The organism is Psychroflexus gondwanensis ACAM 44 (assembly GCF_000355905.1).
GTDB classification, from domain to species: domain Bacteria; phylum Bacteroidota; class Bacteroidia; order Flavobacteriales; family Flavobacteriaceae; genus Psychroflexus; species Psychroflexus gondwanensis.
In genome coordinates this window covers 183,780-206,111 of record NZ_APLF01000005.1, presented here as the reverse complement: position 1 = coordinate 206,111, position 22,332 = coordinate 183,780, and the positions used below count along the sequence as shown (strand labels likewise).

Genomic DNA, 22,332 nt, shown 5'->3' with positions numbered 1-22,332 from the left:
ACTAATCAAATAAATTAAGTATTTGTTAAATTATCTTTGAACTCCGGTCGTTTGTATCCCTTTTATGCGTTGAGCATTTAATGCACAGACTACTAAGAACCCAAATAAGCTCAGCATTATAGTTTGTATACTGTACCCACTGTCAATCATCCATCCAACAATTAAAGGACCTAATGCTGTACTGACTACCATAAACATAGTAAATAAGCTTCGTATAGCACCAAGTTTTTCAATGCCATAGACTTCGGCTAATATGGAGGACTTGATAGTTCCGGACATCCCAACTGTAACTCCCATTAAAAGTAAAAATATAAGAGCTCCAGCAATACTATTTATCACTGCAAAAGCCAATAAACCTAGAGTAAGAGGTATTAAATAGAACCTGAACATCTTTTTAGCTGAGAATTTATCTACCCAAACTCCTCCTGCTAAAGAAAAAAGCAATCGCGTTACTGCATATCCTGTAAAAAAAGCTGCGTATAATTGGGGAGACCATCCTTTCTGGTCTACAAAAACATATTGATAAAATATTACAGCGGTAACGGTGAAGCTTATAGCAAAACTCGTGGGCATTAAAATCAAAAATCGCTTGTCGTTTACAATGCTACCAAAATCTTTAATCAGACTTAAGGACGATGGTCTTCCTCGGCTTAATTGTTTATTGAAATGAGTGAGGTCGGTAAAGTATAGTCGTATTAAGTACAAAATGAGTAGGATACCAGAACCTATCATTGCCCATCTCCAGTTAAACCAGCCAATAACTAAAGTAAGCAATAGCGGTAGAACAATTTCACCTGAAGAAAAACCGAGCGTCGAAAAGCTGATTGCTTTCCCTCGATTTTCATCATAAAATTTGGATAGAATGGTCATGCTAATATGACTTAACATCCCTTGGCCAGTAAGCCTTAAACCAATTAAACCTATAAAAATAAAAGCGATGTGGTAGGAGAGTCCCATCAATATGGAGGAAAACGCCAAACACAAAATCGTAAAGGTCGTAACCTTTTTTACAGAAATGTGATCGACGGTATGTCCCACAGATAACATGATAAAAGAAGCAGCCACTGTGCAAATGGCATAAATAGCTCCAAAGCTTCCTTCTGTAATGGCAAATTCAGCGGAAATTTCTGTCACATAAAGGGATATCAAATAAGTTTGACCAAAACTGGACAAGAAAGTTAACATCCAGCCAAAACTCAATTTTCTAAAATTCCCCTTTATAAAGAAGATAAAGTCTCTCATTTAGAACCAGAAGCTTTGAAATTTGGTGATAACTTCTGTATGTCTTTGGTGGTCGGAGATTCAAAACATTCTAGATCAAAATACGGTACTGAAGCAAGCAGGTGATCAAAAATTCCTGCGATCACGCGTTCATAATTTTGCCAAACTTTATCTTTTGAAAAGGCATAAATTTCTAAAGGAATACCTTCAGGAGTAGGAGCCAATTGTCGAGTCATCATCATCATGTCTTTATTGATTTCTGGATGCTTTTCTAAATAGCGATCCACGTAGACTCTAAAGGCTCCAAAGTTGGTTTGGTTTCTGCCGTTGATGGATATGGATTTATCAATCGTATGAGAGGTATTAAACTCATCAATTTCTTGTTGTGCATTTTGAATATAGTCTGTAATAAGTCTAATTTTTTTTAGGTTTTCAATATCATCTTCATTTAGAAATTTAATGCTATTAGCTTTTATTAAGATCGAGCGTTTTATTCGTCTTCCGCCAGAAATACTCATCCCACGCCAGTTTTTAAACGAATCTGAAATCAGATAATAAGTGGGTATTGTAGTAATGGTATTATCAAAATTTCTAATTTTTACAGAAGCTAGATTGATTTCAAAAACATCCCCATCTGCACCATACTTTTCCATGGTAATCCAATCTCCGAGTCTTACGGTGTCGTTCACCGTTACTTGTATACTCGCTACAAAACCTAAGATGGTATCTTTAAAAATCAAAAGCAGTACAGCAGAAAATGCACCAAGAGCGGTTAAAAAACCAACAAGTGGTTTTCCGGTTAATTTTGAAAATACAACTACAATTCCTAGGACCCAGACAAGGATCATAAAGACTTGAATATAACTCTCTATAGGTTTATCTTTAAAAGAATTGAAAGTTCTTAAATAATCTTTAAATGTCAATAGCAGACTTCTTACAATCCAAATCCCAACAAAAGTGATAAGAATCTCAATAAATTTTTCAAAATAAATTTCAGAATCAGTAAAATCAATAAGAACAACAGGTATGAGTTCGTATATAATAAATAGAATAACTAGATTAGAGAGATAAACAAAGACCCTATTTTTTATCAAATAATCGTCGAAGCTGGTTTTGGTTTTAGTGGCTAAGTTGTGTAAAATACTTAGCGCTGTATATCTCAAAATTTTAAATAAAAAAAAACTCAAGATAATAATGATCAAAAAGTTGAGGGCAGCATTTAAATAAGTAGCTGCAAAATCAGAAAAATACCCACTAGATTTGAGAAGCTCATAAAAGTATTTTGCAACCGTTGTCTTATCCATGATCAAATTTTTTGCAAATTTACATATAATCTTACATCTTTGATCTCTTAAACCATAAGTAATAAGCTGTGAAACAGAATTTAATTGTCTTTTTAATAATTGCAGGTGTACTGTTTTTCGTGGCTGGAACGTATTGGTTTTTAAAACCCAATTATTCCTACACAGGTGAACTGCGCATTTTAAAAACATTTGAGCTTCCGGAATCTTTAAAAGAAGTTTCTGGAATTAGTCATATAGATGATTCTAAGCTTGCTTGTATTCAGGATGAAAAAGGAAGTATCTATATTTATGATCTCAACCTCGAAAGCGTTACAAGAGAAATTCAATTTGGACCAAGAGGAGATTATGAAGCCATTAGAATTATTGATTCTACAGCTTACGTCATGGATAGTAGTGGACAACTTTTCAGAATCGAAAATTTCGAACTCGAAAGTCGGATAGTCGAAGTCTTTCAAACTGAATTTTCAAAAAAACATAACATCGAAAGTTTTGATATCAATAAAACTACAGGTGAAATTCTTACAATTCCAAAAGAAAATAACCTTCTAACCACTAGGGATCGCTTTCTTATTTATGAATTAGATCCCACTACATTTGACACCAAAGAAGACTACTTTATAAATTTAAGTTACAGAGATCCGATATTTGAAGTAGATGCTTCCTGGTTTATGGAAACTAATTTCTTTCCTTCAGAATTGACGATTCATCCAACTACACAGGAAATTTATATTTTAGATTCGAAAACTCCTAGAATTTTAATATTAGAGCCAGATGGATCTCCGAAAAAAATGCACCTCTTAGATCCCGAAAAGTTCCAACAACCAGAAGGTTTATCCTTCGATTCTAAAGGGCGAATATATATTTCTAATGAGGAAGGGGATTTTCAAAAACAAAACATACAACTTATAGAATTTAAGTGATACTTATTTCTTTTTTGAGCTAAAAAGACGACTAAAAAAGCCTTCTTTTTTATCTTCCTTCTCGGTTTCGTCGTCAAAATTCTTTTCAGTTTCGTCTTTTGTAAATAGGCGTTTGAAAAAACCATCACGCTTTATACCATTGCAATTTAAAGCTTCCCTTTGGTTTTCGGAGAGTGACGGGAATTTCGCTCTAGTGATCTCATTAAAGCGATCTTCTTTAACCATCTGTTGATACATAGTTCCAAAAATGGGCAACGCTGAATTTGCACCTTGACCTAGTCGAGTAGTTTTAAAGTTGATGCTTTGGTTATTATGCCCTACCCATGTAATATTGACCAACTTTGGAGTAATCGCAGCAAACCAACCGTCCTTGTTCCCCTGAGTTGTACCGGTCTTCCCAGCCAGATCTTGGCGGAGTCCGAAGGTAGTTCGTAATCGACTGGCTGTACCTTCATCAACAACATTTTCTAAGATGGCCAATAAGATTCGGTTTTGCTCAACCTCCAGTTCTGAAGATTTAGGTTGAGCAGGAGTAAATTCAGCAATCACTTCGCCAGTTTTTGATGTGATTTTTGTTATAAAATGAATCTCAGGAACTTTACTTTGGTTGGCGATACTCGAATATACCTTGGCTAATTCTTTCATATTCAATTCTGCAACTCCAAGAGCTAGAGAAGGTTCACTAACCATATTGGAAGTTACTCCCATACTCTTCGCTAGTGTAATTGTATTTTCAATTCCTGCCTTTTCCAATACTTTTACACTCACCGTATTTAAAGAGTGGGTGAGGGCGTGTTTCATAGAAAAATTGAGGTAAGGATCTTCTTCCTTATGAGATGAGTTTTCTGGCTTCCAGTCTTTAAAGTTAGTATAGGTGATCTCTTTTGCTAAAAAATAATCACAAGGCTTTATTCCAGTTTTTAAGGCAGAAGCATACACAATGGGTTTAAAAGTTGACCCCACTTGGCGTCTAGAATTTTTGATGATATCAAATTTTGAGGTTCTGTAGTCTACACCACCAACGTAAGCCAATATGGCTCCAGTTTTTGGATTTACACTTAGGCTTGCCGCATTTATTTGCTTCAAGCTATAGCTTATACTATCTAACGTAGATAGCTGTAATACAGTGTATTCTCCATTTTTTAAAACCTCAATAGGTCTCTTCTTTTGGAGACTATCTAGGAGTTGATCTTTAGAAATTTTAGACCTTTTTAATCTCTTATAGACCTTGGTGTTTTCAGCAATTTTTAAAAGCAGTGCTTTATTTTTCCAAGGTAAATCGGTGTTATATTCTGCTTCAAACTGAGGCTGCAAATTGCCTATATGCTTTTTAACAGAAGCTTCTAAAAGCTTTTGTTGATCAAGATCTAGGGTAGTGTGAATTTTTAAGCCATCTTCTTCTATACTATATTTATAATCATTTTTGGAATTGATACTATCAAGGATACCTTCAACTTCAGACTTGATAAGGTCAACGAAAAATTGACGTTGAAAGGTGTTCCGCTTAGAGAGTTTCAATTGAATAGATTCACTCATAGCAGAACTTGCTTTTTCTGAAGTCAGGTAGCCATATTTTTGCATTTGAGAAAGAACTACATCACGTCTCAACTGACTTCGTTCAGGGAAAAGTCTTGGATTGTAAGAATGGTTAGCCTTAAGGGTTCCCACTAAGGTCGCCGACTCTGGAACAGATAAGTCGGATGTGGTTTTATCAAAAAATTGATTTGCCGCACTCTCTATACCGTAAGTATTACCACTAAAAGGAACCGTATTGAGATATAATTCTAAAATTTCTTTTTTAGAATACACATTTTCAATCCTTTTGGCAATGATGCTTTCCTTCAACTTGTTAACGGGTAGACTAAAAAAACCATAAGATTTTCTCCCATAGATATTTTTGACCAACTGTTGCGTAAGTGTACTTCCTCCTCCAGAAGACTTATCACCAGAGAGGATAGTTTTAAAAAACACGCGCAAAAGACTATAATTATCCACACCATCATGTTCATAAAACCGTGCATCTTCAGTAGCGACTAATGCCTCTACAAGGTGTTTGGGGAAAGCTGAATATGAAATAGACTGTCTATTGTATTTATAGAATTTATCAATGTCTTCTCCTTTATGATCTAGAATTTCTGTGGCTTCCGACTGCTTTATATTTTGAAGATCGCTCTTTGTCTGCACTTTCCCCCATAACCCTATATAAATGCTTCCAAAGAAAATGAAAAAACTTCCAATAAGAATCGTCATCCCCCAAAGGAAAAGTCTGAAAAAGCTATTGTTTTTTTTCTTTTTTGACTTTGTCATGAATTTTAATTTTGCTCAAAAGTAATTTTAAACTTCAAACGATGACGTTAAAAGTTTTAAAAATGAGGATGAAGTTAATACCTAGACATTAACTTTAAATAAATCAAAAAATTATTTAGAAAATATGAAAAATAAAGTTGCTTATATAACAGGCGGAAGTAAAGGAATAGGTTTTGGTATTGCAGATGCCCTGATGAAACAAGGGGTTCATGTTGCTATTACTAGCCGAACGCAGTCTTCTGCTGACCAAGCTGTAGAATTGCTTAAAAGTTCCAATCCCAATGCAAAAGCTATTGGTATTGAAGCAGACGTAAGAGAATTGAAGCATCAAGAAAAAGCAGTACAAAAAATTTTAAGCGAATTTGGTCAACTCGACTACGTTATAGCTAATGCAGGATTGGGCCACTATCACTCTATTGAAGATTTGACAGAAACCCAATGGAAAGAAACTATAGACACCAATCTTACAGGAGTATTTTTTTCGATTAAAGCTTCTGTAGAGGCTTTAAAAAAGAGTAAAGGATATTTTATAACCATATCTAGTCTTGCAGGAACCAATTTCTTCGCAAAAGGATCTGCTTACAACGCCAGTAAATTTGGAGTAACAGGATTTACGCAAGCTGTGATGATGGATTTAAGAGATTACGGTGTAAATGTGTCTACTATCATGCCTGGGTCTGTAGCTTCTCATTTCAATGGAAATACTCCAGATGAAAGTGATGCTTGGAAAATTCAACCCGAAGATTTGGGAGAATTGGTTGTTGATTTATTTAAAATGAATCCTAGAACTCTACCGAGTAAAGTAGAGGTAAGGCCATCTCAACCTTCCAAGAAATAATTTACCTCAAGGCCATTCTGAATGGCTTTTTTTACGTTTATAAAGTATCTAGGATTAGCCTAAATATTTCTTAAGCATTTTATTTTTGGATTGATGTTTCAATCGTCTAATGCCTTTTTCTCTAATTTGTCTTACACGCTCTCTACTTAAATCGAACGTATCTCCAATTTCTTGAAGCGTCATCGCTGGTTGATTGCCAATCCCATAATTTAAACGAATAACATCTGCTTCTCTTTGAGATAGGGTTTCTAAAGCTCTATTGATTTCGATACTCAAAGAGTCTTTCATCAATTGATCATCTGGAGTAGGGGATTCAGCAGAACTTAATACATCATATAAGTTCGAATCGTTTTCACCTTCCTTAAAGGGTGCATCCATAGAGAGATGACGACCAGAATTTTTAAGAGCTACTTTCACTTGAGCTTCACTCATATCGAGCTCTTTAGCAATTTCAATAGCAGATGGTGGACGCTCGTTGACCTGTTCTAGGTGAGAAAAGGTTTTGTTTATTTTGTTAATGACTCCAATTTTATTTAAAGGAAGTCTTACCACACGTGACTGCTCTGCTAAAGCCTGAAGGATAGATTGTCTAATCCACCATACAGCGTACGAGATAAATTTGAAACCACGGGTTTCATCAAATCGCTTGGCTGCTTTAACAAGACCAACATTACCTTCATTAATTAAATCAGGCAATTTTAAACCTTGATTTTGATATTGTTTTGCAACTGAGACGACAAACCTTAAATTGGCATTAGTTAATTTTTCCAAAGCTGCTTGATCGCCTTCCCGAATCCGTTGAGCTAATTCAACTTCCTCCTCAGCTGTAATTAAATCTACCTTACTAATGTCTTGTAGATATTTATCTAAGGACTTAGATTCACGATTGGTAACCTGTTTGGTAATTTTAAGCTGTCTCATATATAATTTTTATATAATAATAATAAATAACTGGAATTTGGCTATAATACGACTTTAAACTGGTAAAGTCAAGTATTATTGCTTTTAAGATGTCTTAATTCCAATATTTTATAATAGCCTTAAGAAGAAAGCCAAATCACACCGTAAATAAAGATAAAAGTCCATTGAATGGTGCGTATCCAATTCCCTTTGGTTAACCTGTTAGCCGATGACTTTAAGTCTCTATTGACTTCGATATTATGATGTAACGGTACAAAATAAATAAAGGTGCTGAACCAGGTTGAGACCACTAAAATTAAATAGACCAAATGGACTGTTGAAAAATCAAAAATGCACAAGTACAGCGCTATTCCCATTTGAATGAACATGAGTGGAGCTACAATAAACGTAATTCTGGGTGTGTACGTTTTATGCCAATTCAATAAATGCTCTTCGGAGTAGAAGGTGAATCCTGGATAAACAATGAGTTGAACCATCCAAATCAAGACTACAAGTCCAAAATCGGCTAAAAGCCTTAACATACATAGATGTTCGAGTATACTGTTCATCTAGTCGGTTAGTTTCCAGTTGTAATCTTGATGAACTTTTTTCAAAATCAAGAAAAAAGGAATCCACCAAATGAAGTCATTGGTAATAAGCGTATAAAAAAACTCAAAAGGAACTTTGCCTTCATAATAATTAAACACAAAACCCAAGGGACCAAAAATCTTTCCTAAGAAACCAACTGCAACAATTGGCCAGTGCCTTAGAGGGTTAAAGGACGCCCACCAATATCCTATACCGTACACTCCTATAACCATTCCCATACCTTGCCAGATCATAGGTTGAGTAGGGAGTTCCATACCCACAAGTTGAAAAAAATGATTTGGAAAAATAACCACCCAGGCGCCCCAGAGGATATTATATATAGCTGCTAATTGTAATGTTAATTTCATGGGTGCAAAAATAGATAAGCCATCATAAACAACTTTAAATTTTATTAGAATACTTTGCATAAAAAACACTCAAGCTTATAAAGACTTGAGCGTTTTTAAGAGTTAGCAAAAATTACCTTCTATTTTTCCCACTTGAATTCAGCAAACATATCATCGACTTTAGTTTCTGAAATGTGATTGATATAGTTACTTAGCGTCTTCATACCAACCCCAGTAATAACACCGGCTACATGTTGATCGGTATAGCCTGCTTGTTTTAAGGCATTTGTAGCCTCTTGAGTAGGGAAGCCACGCTCCTTGGTAACAGATACAGCAAACTTGGAAAGCGCTTCGTATTTAGCCTCTGATAATTTTTTACGATCTCGTAAAGCATCGATAACTTCCTTAGAGACTTTACTTTGATGCTTAGCGATAAAGCTATGTGCTGCTACACAATAAGTACATTCATTATAAACAGCTATAGAAAGCAAAATCACTTCTTGTTCTTGAGGAGTAAAACCAGAATCCTTTCTAAACGTTTCATCGGCTTTCGTATAAGCGTTTAAAAGGGATGGATTGTTAGCCATCATTTTGAACATATTAGGAACTGCGCCCATTTTAGATTTTGTAGCTTCTAAAATACCTTTTGCAGGTTCTTGAGCTTCATTAATTTCAATAGGTTTCATATATTTATTTTTAAATTCGATTGAATAGTCGTTTAGAAGGTAATGAGATTACAAAAAAAAACCACTCGTAAAGAGTGGTTTTTGAATTCTAAAATTGAATAGATTTAGCTTTTTATTTCAACTAATTCCAATTCAAAAGTAAGATCGTGTCCAGCAAGTGGATGATTAGCATCGACAACGATGTGATCTTCATTCACTTCTGCAACTCTTAATTGACGTTCAGTTCCATCAGGATTTTGAGAAACTAATCCCATACCTACTTCAGGTTTTATATCCTCTGGAAGTTGATCTTTACCAACTTGTTGGAAAAGTTCTTCCTTAACTTCACCGTAAGCTTCTTCTTTAGGGATTTCTATAGTTTTTTTCTCAGCTTCTTTCATATTAAGGACACCAGTTTCAAAACCTGGAATAATTGTACCTTCGCCTAGCGTAAATTCAATAGGTTCTCTTTCTAAAGAACTATCGAAAACTTGTCCGCTAGTAGCTATTTTTCCTGTGTAGTGAACTTTTACTGTGTCTTTTTCTTTTACTTGACTCATAAATATTAATTTATTGATTTCTAATTAATTAGAACTTTTATTTAACAATTAATACAAAGATATCATTTAGATAGCCAAACCCAATTATATCGGTTATTAATTCTCTTTTTTAATGCAATTTTAACCTTAAGTAAGGCAATTATTGAAATAATTGAACATAATTTCGCTTAAATTATTTAAAATTTCAAAATGGGCAACAACTCCAAAAAGCCAGATCAGGTAGTTTACAATGAAGATACCAATAAATATGAAGCGGGTTTATTGCCTTATGCTACAAATTCTAGTGCTCCAAAGATCACTCCTACAGATTTAACAGGATGGAAAAACTCCAATGTGAGTAAAGTCAATCATCAAATCAAAACAGAGTACGAAGAATTAAAGCAGAAGTATGAAAAGTTGATGGCGCAATACGAATACAATAATCTTATTTACAGTGCTGAGTTTAGTTTTGAACCTATTGTAGGTGAGATTTATCATCTATATGAAAATAAAAAGAGAAAAATATTCTTATCTATTATATCCCCTAATGAGTGTAATTTTGATTTTAAAGGAAGTTTTAAACTCAATGAAGACAAAATGTGGGTTCGATTGGATTCTAAAGGAAAACTCACCTTAACCCATTAACCATTACTCTATGAAAAATTATCATTGGATACTATTATTTACGCTCACAGTAAGTGTATTAGCTTGTAAGGCTGATAAAAAGGAAAACACTTCAGAAGAAAATGTAGAAGTAGTCCAAGAAGAAAATTCGACCGAGATAATAGGAAATGAAATTTCCTATCAAGCCTCAGACTCTATAATGCTAAACGGATATATTTCCAGAAATACTGCTACGTCAGGTAAAAGACCTGGAATTATTGTAGTACACGAATGGTGGGGTCACGATGAGTTCGCAAGACAAAAAGCAGATGAACTTGCTGAAATGGGTTATGTAGCTCTAGCCGTCGATATGTATGGAAATGGAAAACAAGCTGAACATCCAGAGGAAGCTATGGCATTTTCTAGCAACGTGATGAAGAATTTTGACACTGCTAAAAAACGTTTTATGGCAGCGATGGAAACTCTAAAAGCTGATGAGAATGTAGATGCAGAAAAGATTTCAGCTATAGGTTTTTGTTTTGGTGGAAGTGTAGCCTTGTCGATGGCCAATTCTGGTGCTGACTTAGATGGAGTTGCTGTCTTTCATAGTGGACTTGGTTTACCAGTTATGCCAAATGAAGATTTGAAAGCCAAACTTTTAATTCAAAATGGGGCCGAAGATATGATGATTACCGATGAGCAAGAAAAAACATTCAAATCTCAATTAGATGCTATCAACGCTGATTATGAGTATATTGCTTATGAAGGCGTGATGCATTCTTTTACCAATAAAGATGCCGATAGCTTAGGTGAAAAATTCGATCTTCCACTAGCTTATGATAAAGAAATAACAGAAAAATCTTGGGAAAAAATGACATTATTTTTTAAAGACCTTTATAGCGAATAAGTAAGTTTGTTTGTTGTAATTGAAAAGCCTGCTTGGATGTTTACAAGCAGGCTTTTCTTATTTATAGTGAATTCTTTTATTTTTTTAATATATCCATGTAACGGTCCACCTTAGGTAACAGAAGAATAGTGGTTCTTCTATTTTTTGCGCGACCTTCTTTGGTTGCATTATCTGCTACAGGATAATAATGAGCTCGGCCAGAAGCAATAAGACGATCTCCGCCCACTCCAAACTTATCTTCCAAAGTCCTCACTACGGAAGCTGCTCTACGAATACTTAGATCCCAGTTATCTACGATGTATGAAGATTCTGAAATTTTCATATTATCGGCGTGACCTTCAACTCTAATGTCCATATTTGGCTCCGAGTTGATCACCTCTGCAATTCTGGCTAAAAGGTTATAAGCCTTTTTATCGACCCAATAACTTCCGCTTTTAAATAAAACTTTATCAGTTAAGGTTATTCTTACAATAGGCTCTTCCACAGTAATTTCAATTGCCTCATCTGCAACTTTGTCTTCATCCTTCATCTGTTTTAAAAGGTTCGACTTGATGTTGTAGGCTACAGCAAGGTTGATCGAATCTTCCAACGTATTAGCTTTAGAACGTTGGTCGACTGGCATTTTAGAAAATACTTTTCTCACATTCGATTTGGTGTTTTCAGAAACCAGCATACCTTTATCGGTAAGTTGGATTTTGTTTTCAGCATCACCTTGTAAGTTGGCAATTTTCTGCTTGTAAGACAAAACTTCGTCCTCAAGCTCTGCATAGTTGTCGTTGGAATTTTGCTGTTCAGATCTCAGATCAGAAAGTTCTTGTTCTAAGGCTGTTTTTTGATTCTCAACTTGGTTCATTTTCTTCTTAGAAACACATGAGGTCATCAAAATAGCAAATAAAAGTGTAATTGTAGCAATTTTAGTCATAAGTGATTAGATTTGAGTTAAATGTAGATATTTTTTTCAAAAAAATCACAATTTTTTTCCAAAAGCTAAATCACCTGCATCTCCCAATCCCGGAATAATGTATCCCTTCTCATTTAAAGTGTCATCCACGGCAGCAATCCAGAGTTGTGTATCTTCAGGGAAGTGTTCTTCGAGAAGATCAACTCCCGGCTGGGCGCCAATAACAGATACGACATGGGTTTGTTTAGGTTGGCCTAATTTCTCCAAGGCTTTATAGACATTGAGCATAGACCTACCAGTAGCCAGCATAGGATCTGCCAAAACCAAGGTTTTTCCTTCTAAGCTGGGAGAGGATAAGTATTCAACTACTATTTCAAAATCTTTTCCATTGCTTTCCACTTTTCTAAAAGCTGAAATAAAAGCATTATCTGCTTCATCTAGATAATTAAGAATACCATTGTGCAAAGGAATACCTGCTCTTAATATAGAACAGACCACTATTTCATCCTGGCAGAGATGAGAGGTCGTTTCAGCTAGGGGAGTTTGAAAGGTTTGGGGACTGTAGGAAAAGGTTTTACTCATTTCATAAGTCAGTATTTCTCCAATGCGCTCAATATTCCTTCGAAACTTCATCCGGTCTTGTTGTACCGATTCATCTCTCAATTGGTGGATGAAGTGATTAAGGATAGAATGGGTTTGACTTAAATTATGAACTTTCATAAGTTTTTTTTCAAAAATAGGAGTTTTTACTGTAGTCTCAAACCTAATTTGGAAGAAGCCGTGGCATTAAAGTATCGTTAATTTTGTTCTGAGTTGTTCAATAATTTCTAATTTAATGTTCTAATATATTTATATATGACTCCACTAAATGTTACTCAGAAACTCATCAAATCTCATCTTATCGAGGGAAAAATGATACCCGGCGAAGAAATTGGCCTAAAAATAGATCAAGCTTTACTTCAAGATGCCACGGGGACTTTGGTTCAATTGGAACTCGAGGCCATGGGGTTGGATAGAGCCAAAACCGAAGTTGCAGTTCAATATGTTGATCACAATCTTTTACAAACGGATTTTAAAAATGCAGATGATCATAAATTTTTAAAATCTGCAGCTCAGCGTTTTGGGTTATGGTATAGTAGGCCAGGAAATGGAGTAAGTCACCCAGTACACATGGAACGCTTTGGTAAACCAGGCAAAACCTTAGTTGGGTCAGACTCTCACTCTTGCGCTGCAGGATCTTTAGGTATGCTTGCTATTGGAACTGGCGGTTTGGATGTGGCGGCAGCCATTGCAGGTCAGCCGTATTTTGTCAAAATGCCAAAAGTAATGGGAGTAAAGCTCACTGGTAAATTACCCGATTGGGTGAGTGCTAAAGATGTTGTGCTCGAAATGCTTAGACGTCACGATGTGAAAGGAGGAGTTGGTAAGGTGATAGAATATTACGGCGATGGTCTTAACGAGTTGAGTGCTATGGATAGACACGTCATTGCCAATATGGGCGCAGAGCTTGGCGCTACCACGACAGTGTTTCCTAGTGACAAAGAAACTAAACGCTTTTTAAAATCACAGAATAGAGAAGGGGATTGGTCTGAATTGTTAGCCGATGAAGGTTGCGAATACGAATTTCATGATGAAATTGTCTTAGATAATTTGGTCCCTCTAATTGCTTTACCAACCAGTCCTGGTAATGTTGTTCCAGTGTCTGAAGTAGCGGGTAAACCCATAAGTCAAGTGGTTATTGGCTCTTCAGCCAATCCTGGATTACGAGACTTTTGGATTGCCAGCGCGATTGTAGAAGACAAGAGCATCAGTCCTGAGGTGAGTTTTGATGTCAATCCAACGTCTAGACAAATCATGCAGAACATGATTGATAATAAAGCTTTTGGAAACTTGATAAAAGCGGGGGCAAGATTTCACCAATCAGGTTGTATGGGCTGCATTGGTATGGGGCAAGCTCCAGCAAGTGGAACCATTAGTTTAAGAACTATGCCACGTAATTTTCCAGACAGAAGCGGAACCAAAGACGATCAGGTTCATTTGTGTAGCCCAGAAACTGCAGCAGCTTCAGCACTTATGGGAAAAATTACCGATCCTCGAGATCTGGAGAAAGAATTTGATATGACTTACCCAAAATTTGAATATCCAACCTATGAAATCATCAATACCGATATGCTTATCGCACCAGTAGAGAATAATAAATCGGTAACATTGGAAAAAGGACCTAATATTAAAGCTTTACCAGAAATCCCAGAGCTAAAGGACCATTACCGAGTTCCTGTATTATTAAAAATGGGCGATAATGTTTCGACCGATGAGATCCTAAAGGCTGGCGCAGAAGTGCTTCCCTTCAGAAGTAATCTTCCAGAAATTAGTAAATACTCCTTTATGGTTATCGATGATAGTTTTTATGATAGGGCTATGACTGCAAAAGAGTCTCACGGGGGTCACGTCGTCGTAGCTGCCGAAAATTATGCGCAAGGCTCCAGTAGGGAACATGCAGCTTTAGCTCCAAAGTACTTAGGTCAAGTGGCTGTGTTGGCTAAAAGTTATGCTAGAATCGCTTGGCAAAATCTGGCAAACTTTGGGATTTTACCACTCGAATTCATCAATGAGTATGACTATGATAGTATAGAGCAAGGTGATGATGTAGAATTGAAAGATGTGATTCAATCTGTCAAATCTAAAGAGAACGTAAAAGTGGTAATTCACAAATCTAAAGGCGATTCAAAAACCATTGAGATGAAACATACTTTAAGTGATAGACAAATTCAAATTATCGTGAAAGGTGGAATCATCAACGATTTCAAAGAAAAATTATAAACCTTCAGAAATGTTGAATATAAAAAGCGCTCCATTTGGAGCGCTTTTTTAGTATCCATATATGTCCTTAGGTCTAAGGCAACTTAGCGTCTTTAGAATCATTTTCTTGTAAAGACATCAAATCATTTATTCCCTTCACCTCAATTATTTTTTCGCCCCGCATGGCAATGGGATGCATCAAAACCTCTGGATTTTTAGCCAATACCTTTAAGGCTTGGTTTTCCTCTAAATTCGGATGGTCACTTAAAGTCTTTTTTATAAAAGGGTGATCGGTATTGATTAATTCTGAGGGTTGCTTTTTCAGAAGTCTAGAAAGTTCCGCCCACTGAGTTTCAGTAAGTTTAATTTCATTGAGGTTAATCAATACTTTTTGAGCTTTGGTGGCTTCGGCGATTGCAATACTTTGTTTGGCAATCCTACTATCTGGATGATAATATAATTTTAATTCGCGATCATTTTTTGCTATAACTCCCATATCTTTGTTACTCATGGTTAATATTTTTTCTAAAGTAAGAATTAATCCAGTGGTTCGGAAACATTTAGTAATATTTTGAGGTTTATATCTATAGAGAATATAGACCTTATCGGAAAAACGATACATCAATGCAAGATCAAAAAATTGCTATCATAGGAGCAGGATTAAGTGGCCTTGTCGCAGCTATTAATCTCGAAAAGGCAGGTTTTCAGCCAGAAATTTTTGAAGCGACAGATCGAGTAGGGGGCAGAGTAAAAACCGATTATAGAGAGGGATATACTTTCGACCACGGCTTTCAAGTCTTACTCACCCACTATCCAGCAACTCAAAAATACTTAAACTATGACTTGTTAGAGCTTGAGAAATTCTACCCTGGTGCCGTTATTTACAATCAAGGACAGCAAGACAAAATAGGAGATCCCTTGCGACAATTAAGCTTGTTGTTTCCAACCTTAACCTCCAAAATAGGAAGTTTCGCCGATAAACTGAAAATCTTAAAACTCAATACCGAGCTCAAAAAGAAAAGCTTTGATGATATCTTTTTGGCTGAAGAAAAAACCACTTTACAGTATCTTCAGGATTACGGATTTTCATCAGACATCATTCATAATTTTTTTAAACCTTTTTTTACAGGAATTTTCTTGGAGCACGAGTTAACGACCTCGTCCAGGAAATTCGAATTTGTTTATAAAATGTTTGGAGAAGGAAGCGCTGCAATCCCCAAAAAGGGGATACAAGCCATTCCCAATCAACTGATGGCTCAATTGAAACAGACTAAAATTCACTTTAATACACCCGTTGAATCTATTCAAAATCAGAATGTTATATTTAAAAACGGAGGAGAAGCGGAGTTCGATTTTGTGATTATCGCCACTGAAGCTTCTCACCTTATTTCCAATTTAAACAATCAGAATACGCTCTGGAAAAGCGTCGATAACTATTACCTAAGCGTGAAGCAACGCGCCTTTAAAGAACCGATGATTGGTTTAATTGCAGACGAGGACGCATTGGTTAATAATTTTTACTATGTATCCAAACCAAAAGCTGAGGAGCATTTGCTATCGGTAAGTATAATTAAACCCCATGAGTTATCGCAAGAAGAACTTGAGGCTAGAATTACAGAGGATTTAAAAACCTATGTGGGTATAGACACCTTAGAATTTAAGCGGTTTTACCACATCAAAAAAGCTTTACCTATTATGCAAACGGTGAGTTATATGCTACCAAAGTCGGAGACTCAATTAAAAGATCAGATCTTTCTAGCGGGAGATCATTTAGCGAATGGCTCGATTAATGCGGCAATGTTAAATGGAGAGTCTGCAGCGCAAGCGGTGATCTCCAAAATTAAAAACGGTATTATAAATCTAGGCTAAACGTGATGAACACCAACATGGTATTGACATTGTGTTTAGATCATAAATCCTTTATCATGAAAGTTAACAAAAATATAGTATTTTTTGCCTTTACAGTTATATTGTTGAGTATCGTTTCTTGTGGATCGTCCAATGTGTATACAGCTCAAGAAAAAGCAAGCTTAGAAAAGCTCGTTACCGATCGCAATTTTGAAATAGAACTCCAATGGGCCAGACCTTTGGTGACCAATAGTTTGAATCAGTTGGCCGATGCAGGACTTTTTAGGCCAGGAGACAACGCCTCACAGATAAACTTACAAGGTAATCAGAACACTTTCAAATTCGAAAACGATACTGTTTCGGCCAATTTACCGTATTACGGAGAACGCCAAATGGGTGGCGGATATAATTCTGATGGCGGAGGTATTGACTTTGAAACTACTCCTAAAGAATTAACTTTAACCAAAGACGATGATAAAGATTACTACCTGATGGAGTTTAACGTTAGGGATAAAGACAGTAATGAAAACTATGATGTAAGCCTAACACTGTACCCAAGTTTAAATGCTATTATCAATATTTGGTCATCGCAACGGAATACCATTCAATATAATGGAACACTTAAAGCAATTACAGAACCAAAAGAAGAGTAAGAGATCTTGAGGATGTTTATGATTTATCTAAAATTTGTGTAATTCTATTTTACATAATATAAATTATAGGACAACATATCCACAATTTATAAAACAAGTATATGGAACATTGACAATTCTAATAGCCATAATCCTGTTATATCGGGTTTAGGTCTATAACTTTGGATTATGTCACAGCCATTTTAAGACATATGTTTATTATAGATGATAAGCTTGAAGGAGTCGTTATGTAAAATATCTCAGATTACTTGTTTGGCTTCATCTACACTACGTGTGGATTATTAAGCTTATTAATGTTTTTTATGTCAACCTATTTCAGGACTTGACGCTTATGTGTTTTTAATGAGTTACAGTCATCAATATCATTCTTATGAGTAACTGAATAGTCCATGGCTTTCTTTACGACGTCATTTAAAGAAATCCTTGTCATTAGGTAGTCAAACATTCGTATTTTTGCATGGCGTCTAATTTTAATCAGGAACTAAGATATGGTTATACCTAAACTACATTATATATCACAAGGGAGCTCTCCAGAAGAACATCTAGAAAACATTCAAAAAGCCTGTTCTTACGGTGCAGAATTAGTGCAATTAAACTTAAAAAGCCTTCCAAAGGATCCTGCGAGCATTTCAGAAAAAAAATATTTAAAAATAGCTGAAGCTGCTAGAGAAACCACTACACATTTTCAAACCCGATTAATTATTAACGGTGATTATAAAATTGCAAAAACCCTTAAAGCAGATGGAGTGCATTTAGAACCCACAGATCGCTGCCCTACTGAAGCTAGAACGCATTTATACACTTGGCAAAGTATTGGGGGAACAGCAAATACCTTACAAGAGTGCGAAACATTATTAGATAAAGAAATAGACTATATCCATTTAGGTCCTTTTAGAGAAACCGCTAAAGAAGCTAACAGGCCTCCTGTTTTAGGTTTGGATGGTTATAGAGTGATTATGGATGTTCTAAAAACCCCAATACCCATTATAGGTGTTGGCGGTATCACTACAGAAGATGTTACAGCCCTATTGGAATCTGGTATCGCTGGTGTTGCGGTATCTACCGAGATTACTCGCGATTTTAACAAGATAAGATTATTTAATCAACTACTCAACGCCTCTTCAACAGCAGAACAACGACATACGTTTGAATAGAATTAGAACACTGTTTAAAACCAAATATTTTATTCTTGATACTATTTTCACTCATAGAAATGAATAAAATAAACTAGCATTAATTAGTTGTGAAAAGCTCATATTATGTTGTTTTGTCTCATTGAGTATTCCGACTTTCTCGTCGGGATGTATCGAGATGTTTTTTGTTATCTGAAGAGTTTCCGATACGACTTCAATGATTTTTTTGACTTTTTGTCGTTTTTTTCTTTGCCTTCATTTGCTGAAACAGTTCTTTAAACAAGCCCCGGGCAATCAATACCTTCATAATCTCATTGGTTCCAGCATAAATTCTGGCGACTCTATTATCGGCATACATGCGCGCAATGGGGTAATCCCATATATACCCATAACCTCCAAATAATTGCAGGCATTCATCTACAACTTTACCGTGCATTTCTGTTGCTGAATACTTCGCCATTGAAGCACTTTCAGCAGTGAGTTTATGATCTGATACTAATAGTGTACACCGATCTAAAAACGCTTGATGCACCTGTAATTGCGTAGCACATTCGGCCAATTTAAATTGGGTGTTTTGGAATCCCGCGATGGGTTTGTTAAAAGCGGTTCTTGTAGAGGTATAGGCCATCGTTTTTTCTATGGCTCCCTCTGCCCCACCAATAGCATTGAGCGCTACAGACAAGCGCTCTCTTGCCAATTCTGTCATCATAATTTTGAATCCTAAGCCTTCTTCTCCCAATAAATTTTCCTTAGGAACTTTTACGTTATCAAAAAATAATTCACAGGTATCTTGAGCTTTCATGCCTATTTTCTTGAAAGGAATCCCCTTTTCGAAACCTTCAAAATGGCTTTCCATGATTAATAAAGATACTCCTTCTTCCGCTGTTCCCACATTGGTTTTTACAGCAACTATAGACATATCACTCATATAACCATTGGTAATAAAGGTTTTCTGTCCATTGACCAAATAGTGGTCACCTTTATCCACCGCGTTTGTTTTAATCGCTTGAAGATCACTACCGCAGTTAGGCTCAGTCATACCTATAGATGTAATTATTTTTCCAGCAGCCATTAGAGGTAGGTATTTTTGCTTTTGAGCTTCGGTACCGTACTTTAGCAGATAAGGTGCAACAATATCTGAATGCAATGAAAAACCAGGACCACTGAGGCCTTCTTTTGCCATTTCTTCAATAAATAGGGCGCTAAAGCTAAAATCCAAACCACTTCCTCCATAATCTTCGGGCATATCGATACATAGCAAACCCAATTCTCCAGCACGTTCCCAGATGTCTCGGCTAACCATACCCTTTTCTTCCCATTCTTCTGTATGATCAATAATTTCATTATTAATGAAATCCTGAATCATTTTTTGCATCATTTTATGTTCTTCTGATGCATATATTTCGCGTTCTAATAAAACATTTTGTAACATATAAACCAGTTTATAATTCTTAAAAACATACTGAGCCCTCCAACATCCCTAAGATAGGTTAAAACAAACGAATTTCTTGACCTATTTTACTATGACCTTTCCTAAGGTTTGTTGAAGGTTTAGTAAACAGGAGATGATTAATTACCACAAGAAAGTTAAGAATGAATTATTTGATTTGCGTTTTTTAAAATGCAGTCGTTTACGAGAATTCCGCAGCTAATTAATCTGTAGATATTATTTAAACCAGGTATTGATTTGAGACCTTCAAGTTCGTTTTGTCTCAGTCGCAAAGTTGATTTCGATATTAGCCTTCAGGTTAAGATGTTTAAAATTTATTTCACGCAAAGCGCACAAAGAAAAAAAGCAAAGTAGCGCAAAGTGATCATTCGCTATTTATACTTCGGGACTTTTGAGAAAGGCTTAGCGCTCTTAGCGTGAAACTTTGTTTAATGTTTAGGTTTTATTTTAAGAAATAAGTAAATGTAAAATTGATAATTATCATTATTTAAATCATATTTCCATAATAATTTTATCAATAAATTATAAATAATAAGTTATGAAAACATCAAAATTGTATTTAGTATGTGCAATATCACTACTTATGTCAAGTATAACTTTTGCACAAAACAAATGGTCCGTTGAGTTAAGACCAGGAATTAACTTTCCAACTGAAGATTTTGTCGACTCTAATGTCGAAACTGGCTTTGGATTTGAAGTTGCCGGCAGCTACCGTTTTATGGATCATTTGGGGGCTTATGCAGGCTGGGGCTATAATACCTTTAAAATCGAAAATTCCGACCTTGATTTTGACTTAACGGGATACATTTTCGGTTTAGAATTTATCCATCCAATAGGAACTTCAGAAAAACTTTCTTACCTGTTAAGAGGAGGTGGAATTTACAATCACATTGAAATTGAAAACACCGATGGTGATATTGTTGAAGATTCTGGTCACGGATTGGGCTGGGAACTTGGAGTCGGTCTTAATTACGAGTTGGGAGCTAACTGGAACTTAAGGCCCCAATTTGGTTACCGAGAACTTTCTAGAGATGTTGAATTTGGCGAGTCAACCTCGAACGTTGATGTTAATTACTTTGTATTTGCTGTAGGCGTTGCAAAAATATTTTAAAACTGAGTAATGAAATTTGTTTTTAGTTTTATACTTCTATTGCATACACTCATTCACCTAATGGGTTTTGCAAAAGCATTTCAATTAGTAGAAATAAATCAATTATCTCAAAGTATTTCGAAACCTATGGGAATACTTTGGCTGATTACTGCACTTATGTTTATTTGTTCAGCAGCACTTTTTCTAACAAAACAAGAATTGTGGTTTATAGTCGCTTTCATTGCAATACTTAATTCTCAAGCACTGATTATATTATTGTGGAAGGATGCTAAATTCGGAACCATTATCAATATCATCGTTCTATTGGTAAGTATTTCTGCTTTTGGAAATTTTCGATTTAATAAAATGGTTCAAAAAGAATCAGCGCAAATACTCCAAAATATTCAAGTTGAAAATACTCCTGTGATTTCTGAGAACGACATTTTACATTTACCAGAAATAATACAAAAATGGATTAAAAATTCTGGAGTTATAGGAAAAGAAAAAGTAATCTCTCTTCGCTTAGAGCAAATTGGACAAATGCGAACCAAAACAGATAGTAAATGGATGCCATTTACTGCGATTCAACATTTTAACGTTGTAAACCCTTCTTTTGTTTGGACAACCAAAGTTGATGCAATGCCAGTATTAAAGATGGTTGGCCGAGATAAAATGTATAATGGAGAAGGTGAGATGCTCATTAAATTGGCATCGCTAATTCCTGTGGTGAATGAAGGCAAAAACAAGAAAATAAATCAAGGAGTCATGATTCGATTTTTAGCCGAAATCTGTTGGTTTCCTTCTGCAGCTTTAAATGATTATATGACTTGGGAAACGATAGATGCAACTTCAGCAAAAGTAACATTAACAGCAGATGGCCAAAAGGTATCAGGCGTATTTTCATTTTCTGATAAAGGAGACTTAGTTTCCTTTGAAGCAAAACGTTATTATGGAAGTGAAACCAATTCTAAGCTTGAAAAATGGCATATAGAAGTAGTCTCTTTTAAAACATACAATGGCATTAAAATCCCAAATAAAAGTAATGTGATCTGGAAATTAGAAGAAGGCGATTTTAAATGGCTTGATTTAGAAATTGTTGATTTAGAATATAATGTAGTTTTTTAAATACTATTAATAAAGACGATATCAATATCATAAGTTAGGAAAGGACATCCCCAAAAAAACAAGAGATTATAAAAAAAACTAAGGCAAAGTTTTTTTAATTGTGTTGATAAAAAACAACTGCATTGAAAAGATGAAGTGTATAAAAATAAAAAGCCCCATCAGTTTTGATAGGGCTTTTTGTAGAAAAATATGGA

Annotated in this window: 22 protein-coding genes; 10 read left to right on the top strand and 12 right to left on the bottom strand. The window is 35.4% G+C overall.

Translation table 11 applies throughout. The annotated features are described in order from the left end of the window. Positions 1–30: 30 nt before the first annotated feature. The gene (locus tag PGOND44_RS06595) at positions 31–1,242 is read right to left on the bottom strand and encodes an MFS transporter (RefSeq protein WP_003438733.1); all 1,212 of its coding nucleotides are present in this window, start codon (positions 1,240–1,242) and stop codon (positions 31–33) included. Next, positions 1,239–2,525 (bottom strand): mechanosensitive ion channel family protein, encoded by a 1,287-nt coding sequence (locus PGOND44_RS06590; protein ID WP_003438730.1) that lies wholly within the window; start codon positions 2,523–2,525, stop codon positions 1,239–1,241. The genes PGOND44_RS06595 and PGOND44_RS06590 overlap by 4 nt, the downstream gene beginning before the upstream one ends. A gap of 68 nt (positions 2,526–2,593) precedes the next feature. Between PGOND44_RS06590 and PGOND44_RS06585 the strand changes: the two genes are divergently transcribed. Beyond that, the gene (locus PGOND44_RS06585; RefSeq protein ID WP_003438728.1) at positions 2,594–3,445 is read left to right on the top strand and encodes an SdiA-regulated domain-containing protein; all 852 of its coding nucleotides are present in this window, start codon (positions 2,594–2,596) and stop codon (positions 3,443–3,445) included. A gap of 3 nt (positions 3,446–3,448) precedes the next feature. Here the strand turns inward: PGOND44_RS06585 and PGOND44_RS06580 are convergent, their stop codons facing one another. Next, complete coding sequence (locus PGOND44_RS06580; RefSeq protein ID WP_003438727.1) at positions 3,449–5,752, bottom strand: transglycosylase domain-containing protein; 2,304 nt, start codon at positions 5,750–5,752, stop codon at positions 3,449–3,451. A gap of 124 nt (positions 5,753–5,876) precedes the next feature. Between PGOND44_RS06580 and PGOND44_RS06575 the strand changes: the two genes are divergently transcribed. After that, positions 5,877–6,590, top strand: a complete 714-nt coding sequence (locus PGOND44_RS06575) for an SDR family oxidoreductase (protein ID WP_003438726.1) — start codon at positions 5,877–5,879, stop codon at positions 6,588–6,590. A gap of 54 nt (positions 6,591–6,644) precedes the next feature. Here the strand turns inward: PGOND44_RS06575 and PGOND44_RS06570 are convergent, their stop codons facing one another. The 5 genes from PGOND44_RS06570 to PGOND44_RS06550 form a co-directional block, all read right to left on the bottom strand. Continuing rightward, the gene (locus PGOND44_RS06570) at positions 6,645–7,511 is read right to left on the bottom strand and encodes a sigma-70 family RNA polymerase sigma factor (RefSeq protein WP_003438722.1); all 867 of its coding nucleotides are present in this window, start codon (positions 7,509–7,511) and stop codon (positions 6,645–6,647) included. Between the two features lie 119 nt (positions 7,512–7,630). Next, the gene (locus PGOND44_RS06565; RefSeq protein ID WP_236611969.1) at positions 7,631–8,059 is read right to left on the bottom strand and encodes a hypothetical protein; all 429 of its coding nucleotides are present in this window, start codon (positions 8,057–8,059) and stop codon (positions 7,631–7,633) included. Continuing rightward, the gene (locus PGOND44_RS06560) at positions 8,060–8,506 is read right to left on the bottom strand and encodes a hypothetical protein (RefSeq protein ID WP_003438718.1); all 447 of its coding nucleotides are present in this window, start codon (positions 8,504–8,506) and stop codon (positions 8,060–8,062) included. A gap of 59 nt (positions 8,507–8,565) precedes the next feature. Then, positions 8,566–9,111, bottom strand: coding sequence for a carboxymuconolactone decarboxylase family protein (locus tag PGOND44_RS06555; protein WP_003438716.1), 546 nt, complete (start codon positions 9,109–9,111; stop codon positions 8,566–8,568). A 104-nt stretch (positions 9,112–9,215) separates the two neighbouring features. After that, the gene (locus tag PGOND44_RS06550) at positions 9,216–9,650 is read right to left on the bottom strand and encodes an FKBP-type peptidyl-prolyl cis-trans isomerase (protein ID WP_003438714.1); all 435 of its coding nucleotides are present in this window, start codon (positions 9,648–9,650) and stop codon (positions 9,216–9,218) included. 189 nt (positions 9,651–9,839) lie between these two features. Here PGOND44_RS06550 and PGOND44_RS06545 point away from each other — a divergent pair, with 189 nt between their 5' ends. Further along, positions 9,840–10,274: a DUF2452 domain-containing protein gene (locus tag PGOND44_RS06545; protein WP_003438711.1), complete on the top strand. Its 435-nt coding sequence runs from the start codon at positions 9,840–9,842 to the stop codon at positions 10,272–10,274. A gap of 10 nt (positions 10,275–10,284) precedes the next feature. Beyond that, positions 10,285–11,139 carry a dienelactone hydrolase family protein gene (locus PGOND44_RS06540; protein ID WP_003438708.1) on the top strand — a complete coding sequence of 285 codons (855 nt, stop codon included), beginning with the start codon at positions 10,285–10,287 and terminating at the stop codon, positions 11,137–11,139. A gap of 76 nt (positions 11,140–11,215) precedes the next feature. Here the strand turns inward: PGOND44_RS06540 and PGOND44_RS06535 are convergent, their stop codons facing one another. Both PGOND44_RS06535 and upp read right to left on the bottom strand, forming a co-directional pair. After that, positions 11,216–12,061, bottom strand: coding sequence for an OmpA/MotB family protein (locus PGOND44_RS06535; protein ID WP_003438706.1), 846 nt, complete (start codon positions 12,059–12,061; stop codon positions 11,216–11,218). Positions 12,062–12,106: 45 nt separating this feature from the next. Continuing rightward, the gene (gene upp / locus PGOND44_RS06530) at positions 12,107–12,760 is read right to left on the bottom strand and encodes a uracil phosphoribosyltransferase (RefSeq protein ID WP_003438704.1); all 654 of its coding nucleotides are present in this window, start codon (positions 12,758–12,760) and stop codon (positions 12,107–12,109) included. A 135-nt stretch (positions 12,761–12,895) separates the two neighbouring features. Between upp and PGOND44_RS06525 the strand changes: the two genes are divergently transcribed. Further along, entirely contained in the window at positions 12,896–14,860 is a 1,965-nt protein-coding gene (locus PGOND44_RS06525) for an aconitate hydratase (protein WP_003438702.1), read from the top strand. A 73-nt stretch (positions 14,861–14,933) separates the two neighbouring features. Here the strand turns inward: PGOND44_RS06525 and PGOND44_RS06520 are convergent, their stop codons facing one another. Then, the gene (locus PGOND44_RS06520; protein WP_003438701.1) at positions 14,934–15,350 is read right to left on the bottom strand and encodes an arsenate reductase family protein; all 417 of its coding nucleotides are present in this window, start codon (positions 15,348–15,350) and stop codon (positions 14,934–14,936) included. Between the two features lie 113 nt (positions 15,351–15,463). On the opposite strand from PGOND44_RS06520, the gene PGOND44_RS06515 reads away from it, so the two are divergent. The 3 genes from PGOND44_RS06515 (at position 15,464) to PGOND44_RS06505 (ending at position 18,494) form a co-directional block, all read left to right on the top strand. Then, entirely contained in the window at positions 15,464–16,708 is a 1,245-nt protein-coding gene (locus PGOND44_RS06515; RefSeq protein WP_003438699.1) for an NAD(P)/FAD-dependent oxidoreductase, read from the top strand. Positions 16,709–16,764: 56 nt separating this feature from the next. Beyond that, positions 16,765–17,340: a DUF4251 domain-containing protein gene (locus PGOND44_RS06510; protein ID WP_003438697.1), complete on the top strand. Its 576-nt coding sequence runs from the start codon at positions 16,765–16,767 to the stop codon at positions 17,338–17,340. 488 nt (positions 17,341–17,828) lie between these two features. Further along, the gene (locus PGOND44_RS06505) at positions 17,829–18,494 is read left to right on the top strand and encodes a thiamine phosphate synthase (protein ID WP_003438695.1); all 666 of its coding nucleotides are present in this window, start codon (positions 17,829–17,831) and stop codon (positions 18,492–18,494) included. A 193-nt stretch (positions 18,495–18,687) separates the two neighbouring features. Here the strand turns inward: PGOND44_RS06505 and PGOND44_RS06500 are convergent, their stop codons facing one another. After that, a complete protein-coding gene (locus tag PGOND44_RS06500) occupies positions 18,688–19,905 on the bottom strand; it encodes an acyl-CoA dehydrogenase family protein (RefSeq protein ID WP_003438694.1) in 1,218 nt (405 codons plus the stop codon). Between the two features lie 556 nt (positions 19,906–20,461). Between PGOND44_RS06500 and PGOND44_RS06495 the strand changes: the two genes are divergently transcribed. Together PGOND44_RS06495 and PGOND44_RS06490 are read left to right on the top strand one after the other, a co-directional pair. Continuing rightward, positions 20,462–21,034 carry an outer membrane beta-barrel protein gene (locus PGOND44_RS06495; RefSeq protein WP_040555853.1) on the top strand — a complete coding sequence of 191 codons (573 nt, stop codon included), beginning with the start codon at positions 20,462–20,464 and terminating at the stop codon, positions 21,032–21,034. Positions 21,035–21,043: 9 nt separating this feature from the next. After that, positions 21,044–22,138, top strand: coding sequence for a DUF6544 family protein (locus PGOND44_RS06490; RefSeq protein WP_003438690.1), 1,095 nt, complete (start codon positions 21,044–21,046; stop codon positions 22,136–22,138). Positions 22,139–22,332: the final 194 nt, after the last annotated feature.

Excerpts from the sequence above, each read along its gene's own strand:
- PGOND44_RS06580 (WP_003438727.1), bottom strand. The coding sequence starts at position 5,752 with ATGACAAAGTCAAAAAAGAAAAAAAACAATAGCTTTTTCAGACTTTTC.
- PGOND44_RS06540 (WP_003438708.1), top strand. The coding sequence starts at position 10,285 with ATGAAAAATTATCATTGGATACTATTATTTACGCTCACAGTAAGTGTA.
- upp (WP_003438704.1), bottom strand. The coding sequence starts at position 12,760 with ATGAAAGTTCATAATTTAAGTCAAACCCATTCTATCCTTAATCACTTC.
- PGOND44_RS06495 (WP_040555853.1), top strand. The coding sequence starts at position 20,462 with ATGAAAACATCAAAATTGTATTTAGTATGTGCAATATCACTACTTATG.
- PGOND44_RS06560 (WP_003438718.1), bottom strand. The coding sequence starts at position 8,506 with ATGCAAAGTATTCTAATAAAATTTAAAGTTGTTTATGATGGCTTATCT.
- PGOND44_RS06510 (WP_003438697.1), top strand. The coding sequence starts at position 16,765 with ATGAAAGTTAACAAAAATATAGTATTTTTTGCCTTTACAGTTATATTG.
- PGOND44_RS06570 (WP_003438722.1), bottom strand. The coding sequence starts at position 7,511 with ATGAGACAGCTTAAAATTACCAAACAGGTTACCAATCGTGAATCTAAG.
- PGOND44_RS06575 (WP_003438726.1), top strand. The coding sequence starts at position 5,877 with ATGAAAAATAAAGTTGCTTATATAACAGGCGGAAGTAAAGGAATAGGT.
- PGOND44_RS06595 (WP_003438733.1), bottom strand. The coding sequence starts at position 1,242 with ATGAGAGACTTTATCTTCTTTATAAAGGGGAATTTTAGAAAATTGAGT.
- PGOND44_RS06500 (WP_003438694.1), bottom strand. The coding sequence starts at position 19,905 with ATGTTACAAAATGTTTTATTAGAACGCGAAATATATGCATCAGAAGAA.
- PGOND44_RS06590 (WP_003438730.1), bottom strand. The coding sequence starts at position 2,525 with ATGGATAAGACAACGGTTGCAAAATACTTTTATGAGCTTCTCAAATCT.
- PGOND44_RS06535 (WP_003438706.1), bottom strand. The coding sequence starts at position 12,061 with ATGACTAAAATTGCTACAATTACACTTTTATTTGCTATTTTGATGACC.
- PGOND44_RS06490 (WP_003438690.1), top strand. The coding sequence starts at position 21,044 with ATGAAATTTGTTTTTAGTTTTATACTTCTATTGCATACACTCATTCAC.
- PGOND44_RS06550 (WP_003438714.1), bottom strand. The coding sequence starts at position 9,650 with ATGAGTCAAGTAAAAGAAAAAGACACAGTAAAAGTTCACTACACAGGA.
- PGOND44_RS06545 (WP_003438711.1), top strand. The coding sequence starts at position 9,840 with ATGGGCAACAACTCCAAAAAGCCAGATCAGGTAGTTTACAATGAAGAT.
- PGOND44_RS06505 (WP_003438695.1), top strand. The coding sequence starts at position 17,829 with ATGGTTATACCTAAACTACATTATATATCACAAGGGAGCTCTCCAGAA.
- PGOND44_RS06565 (WP_236611969.1), bottom strand. The coding sequence starts at position 8,059 with ATGAACAGTATACTCGAACATCTATGTATGTTAAGGCTTTTAGCCGAT.
- PGOND44_RS06525 (WP_003438702.1), top strand. The coding sequence starts at position 12,896 with ATGACTCCACTAAATGTTACTCAGAAACTCATCAAATCTCATCTTATC.
- PGOND44_RS06520 (WP_003438701.1), bottom strand. The coding sequence starts at position 15,350 with ATGAGTAACAAAGATATGGGAGTTATAGCAAAAAATGATCGCGAATTA.
- PGOND44_RS06515 (WP_003438699.1), top strand. The coding sequence starts at position 15,464 with ATGCAAGATCAAAAAATTGCTATCATAGGAGCAGGATTAAGTGGCCTT.
- PGOND44_RS06555 (WP_003438716.1), bottom strand. The coding sequence starts at position 9,111 with ATGAAACCTATTGAAATTAATGAAGCTCAAGAACCTGCAAAAGGTATT.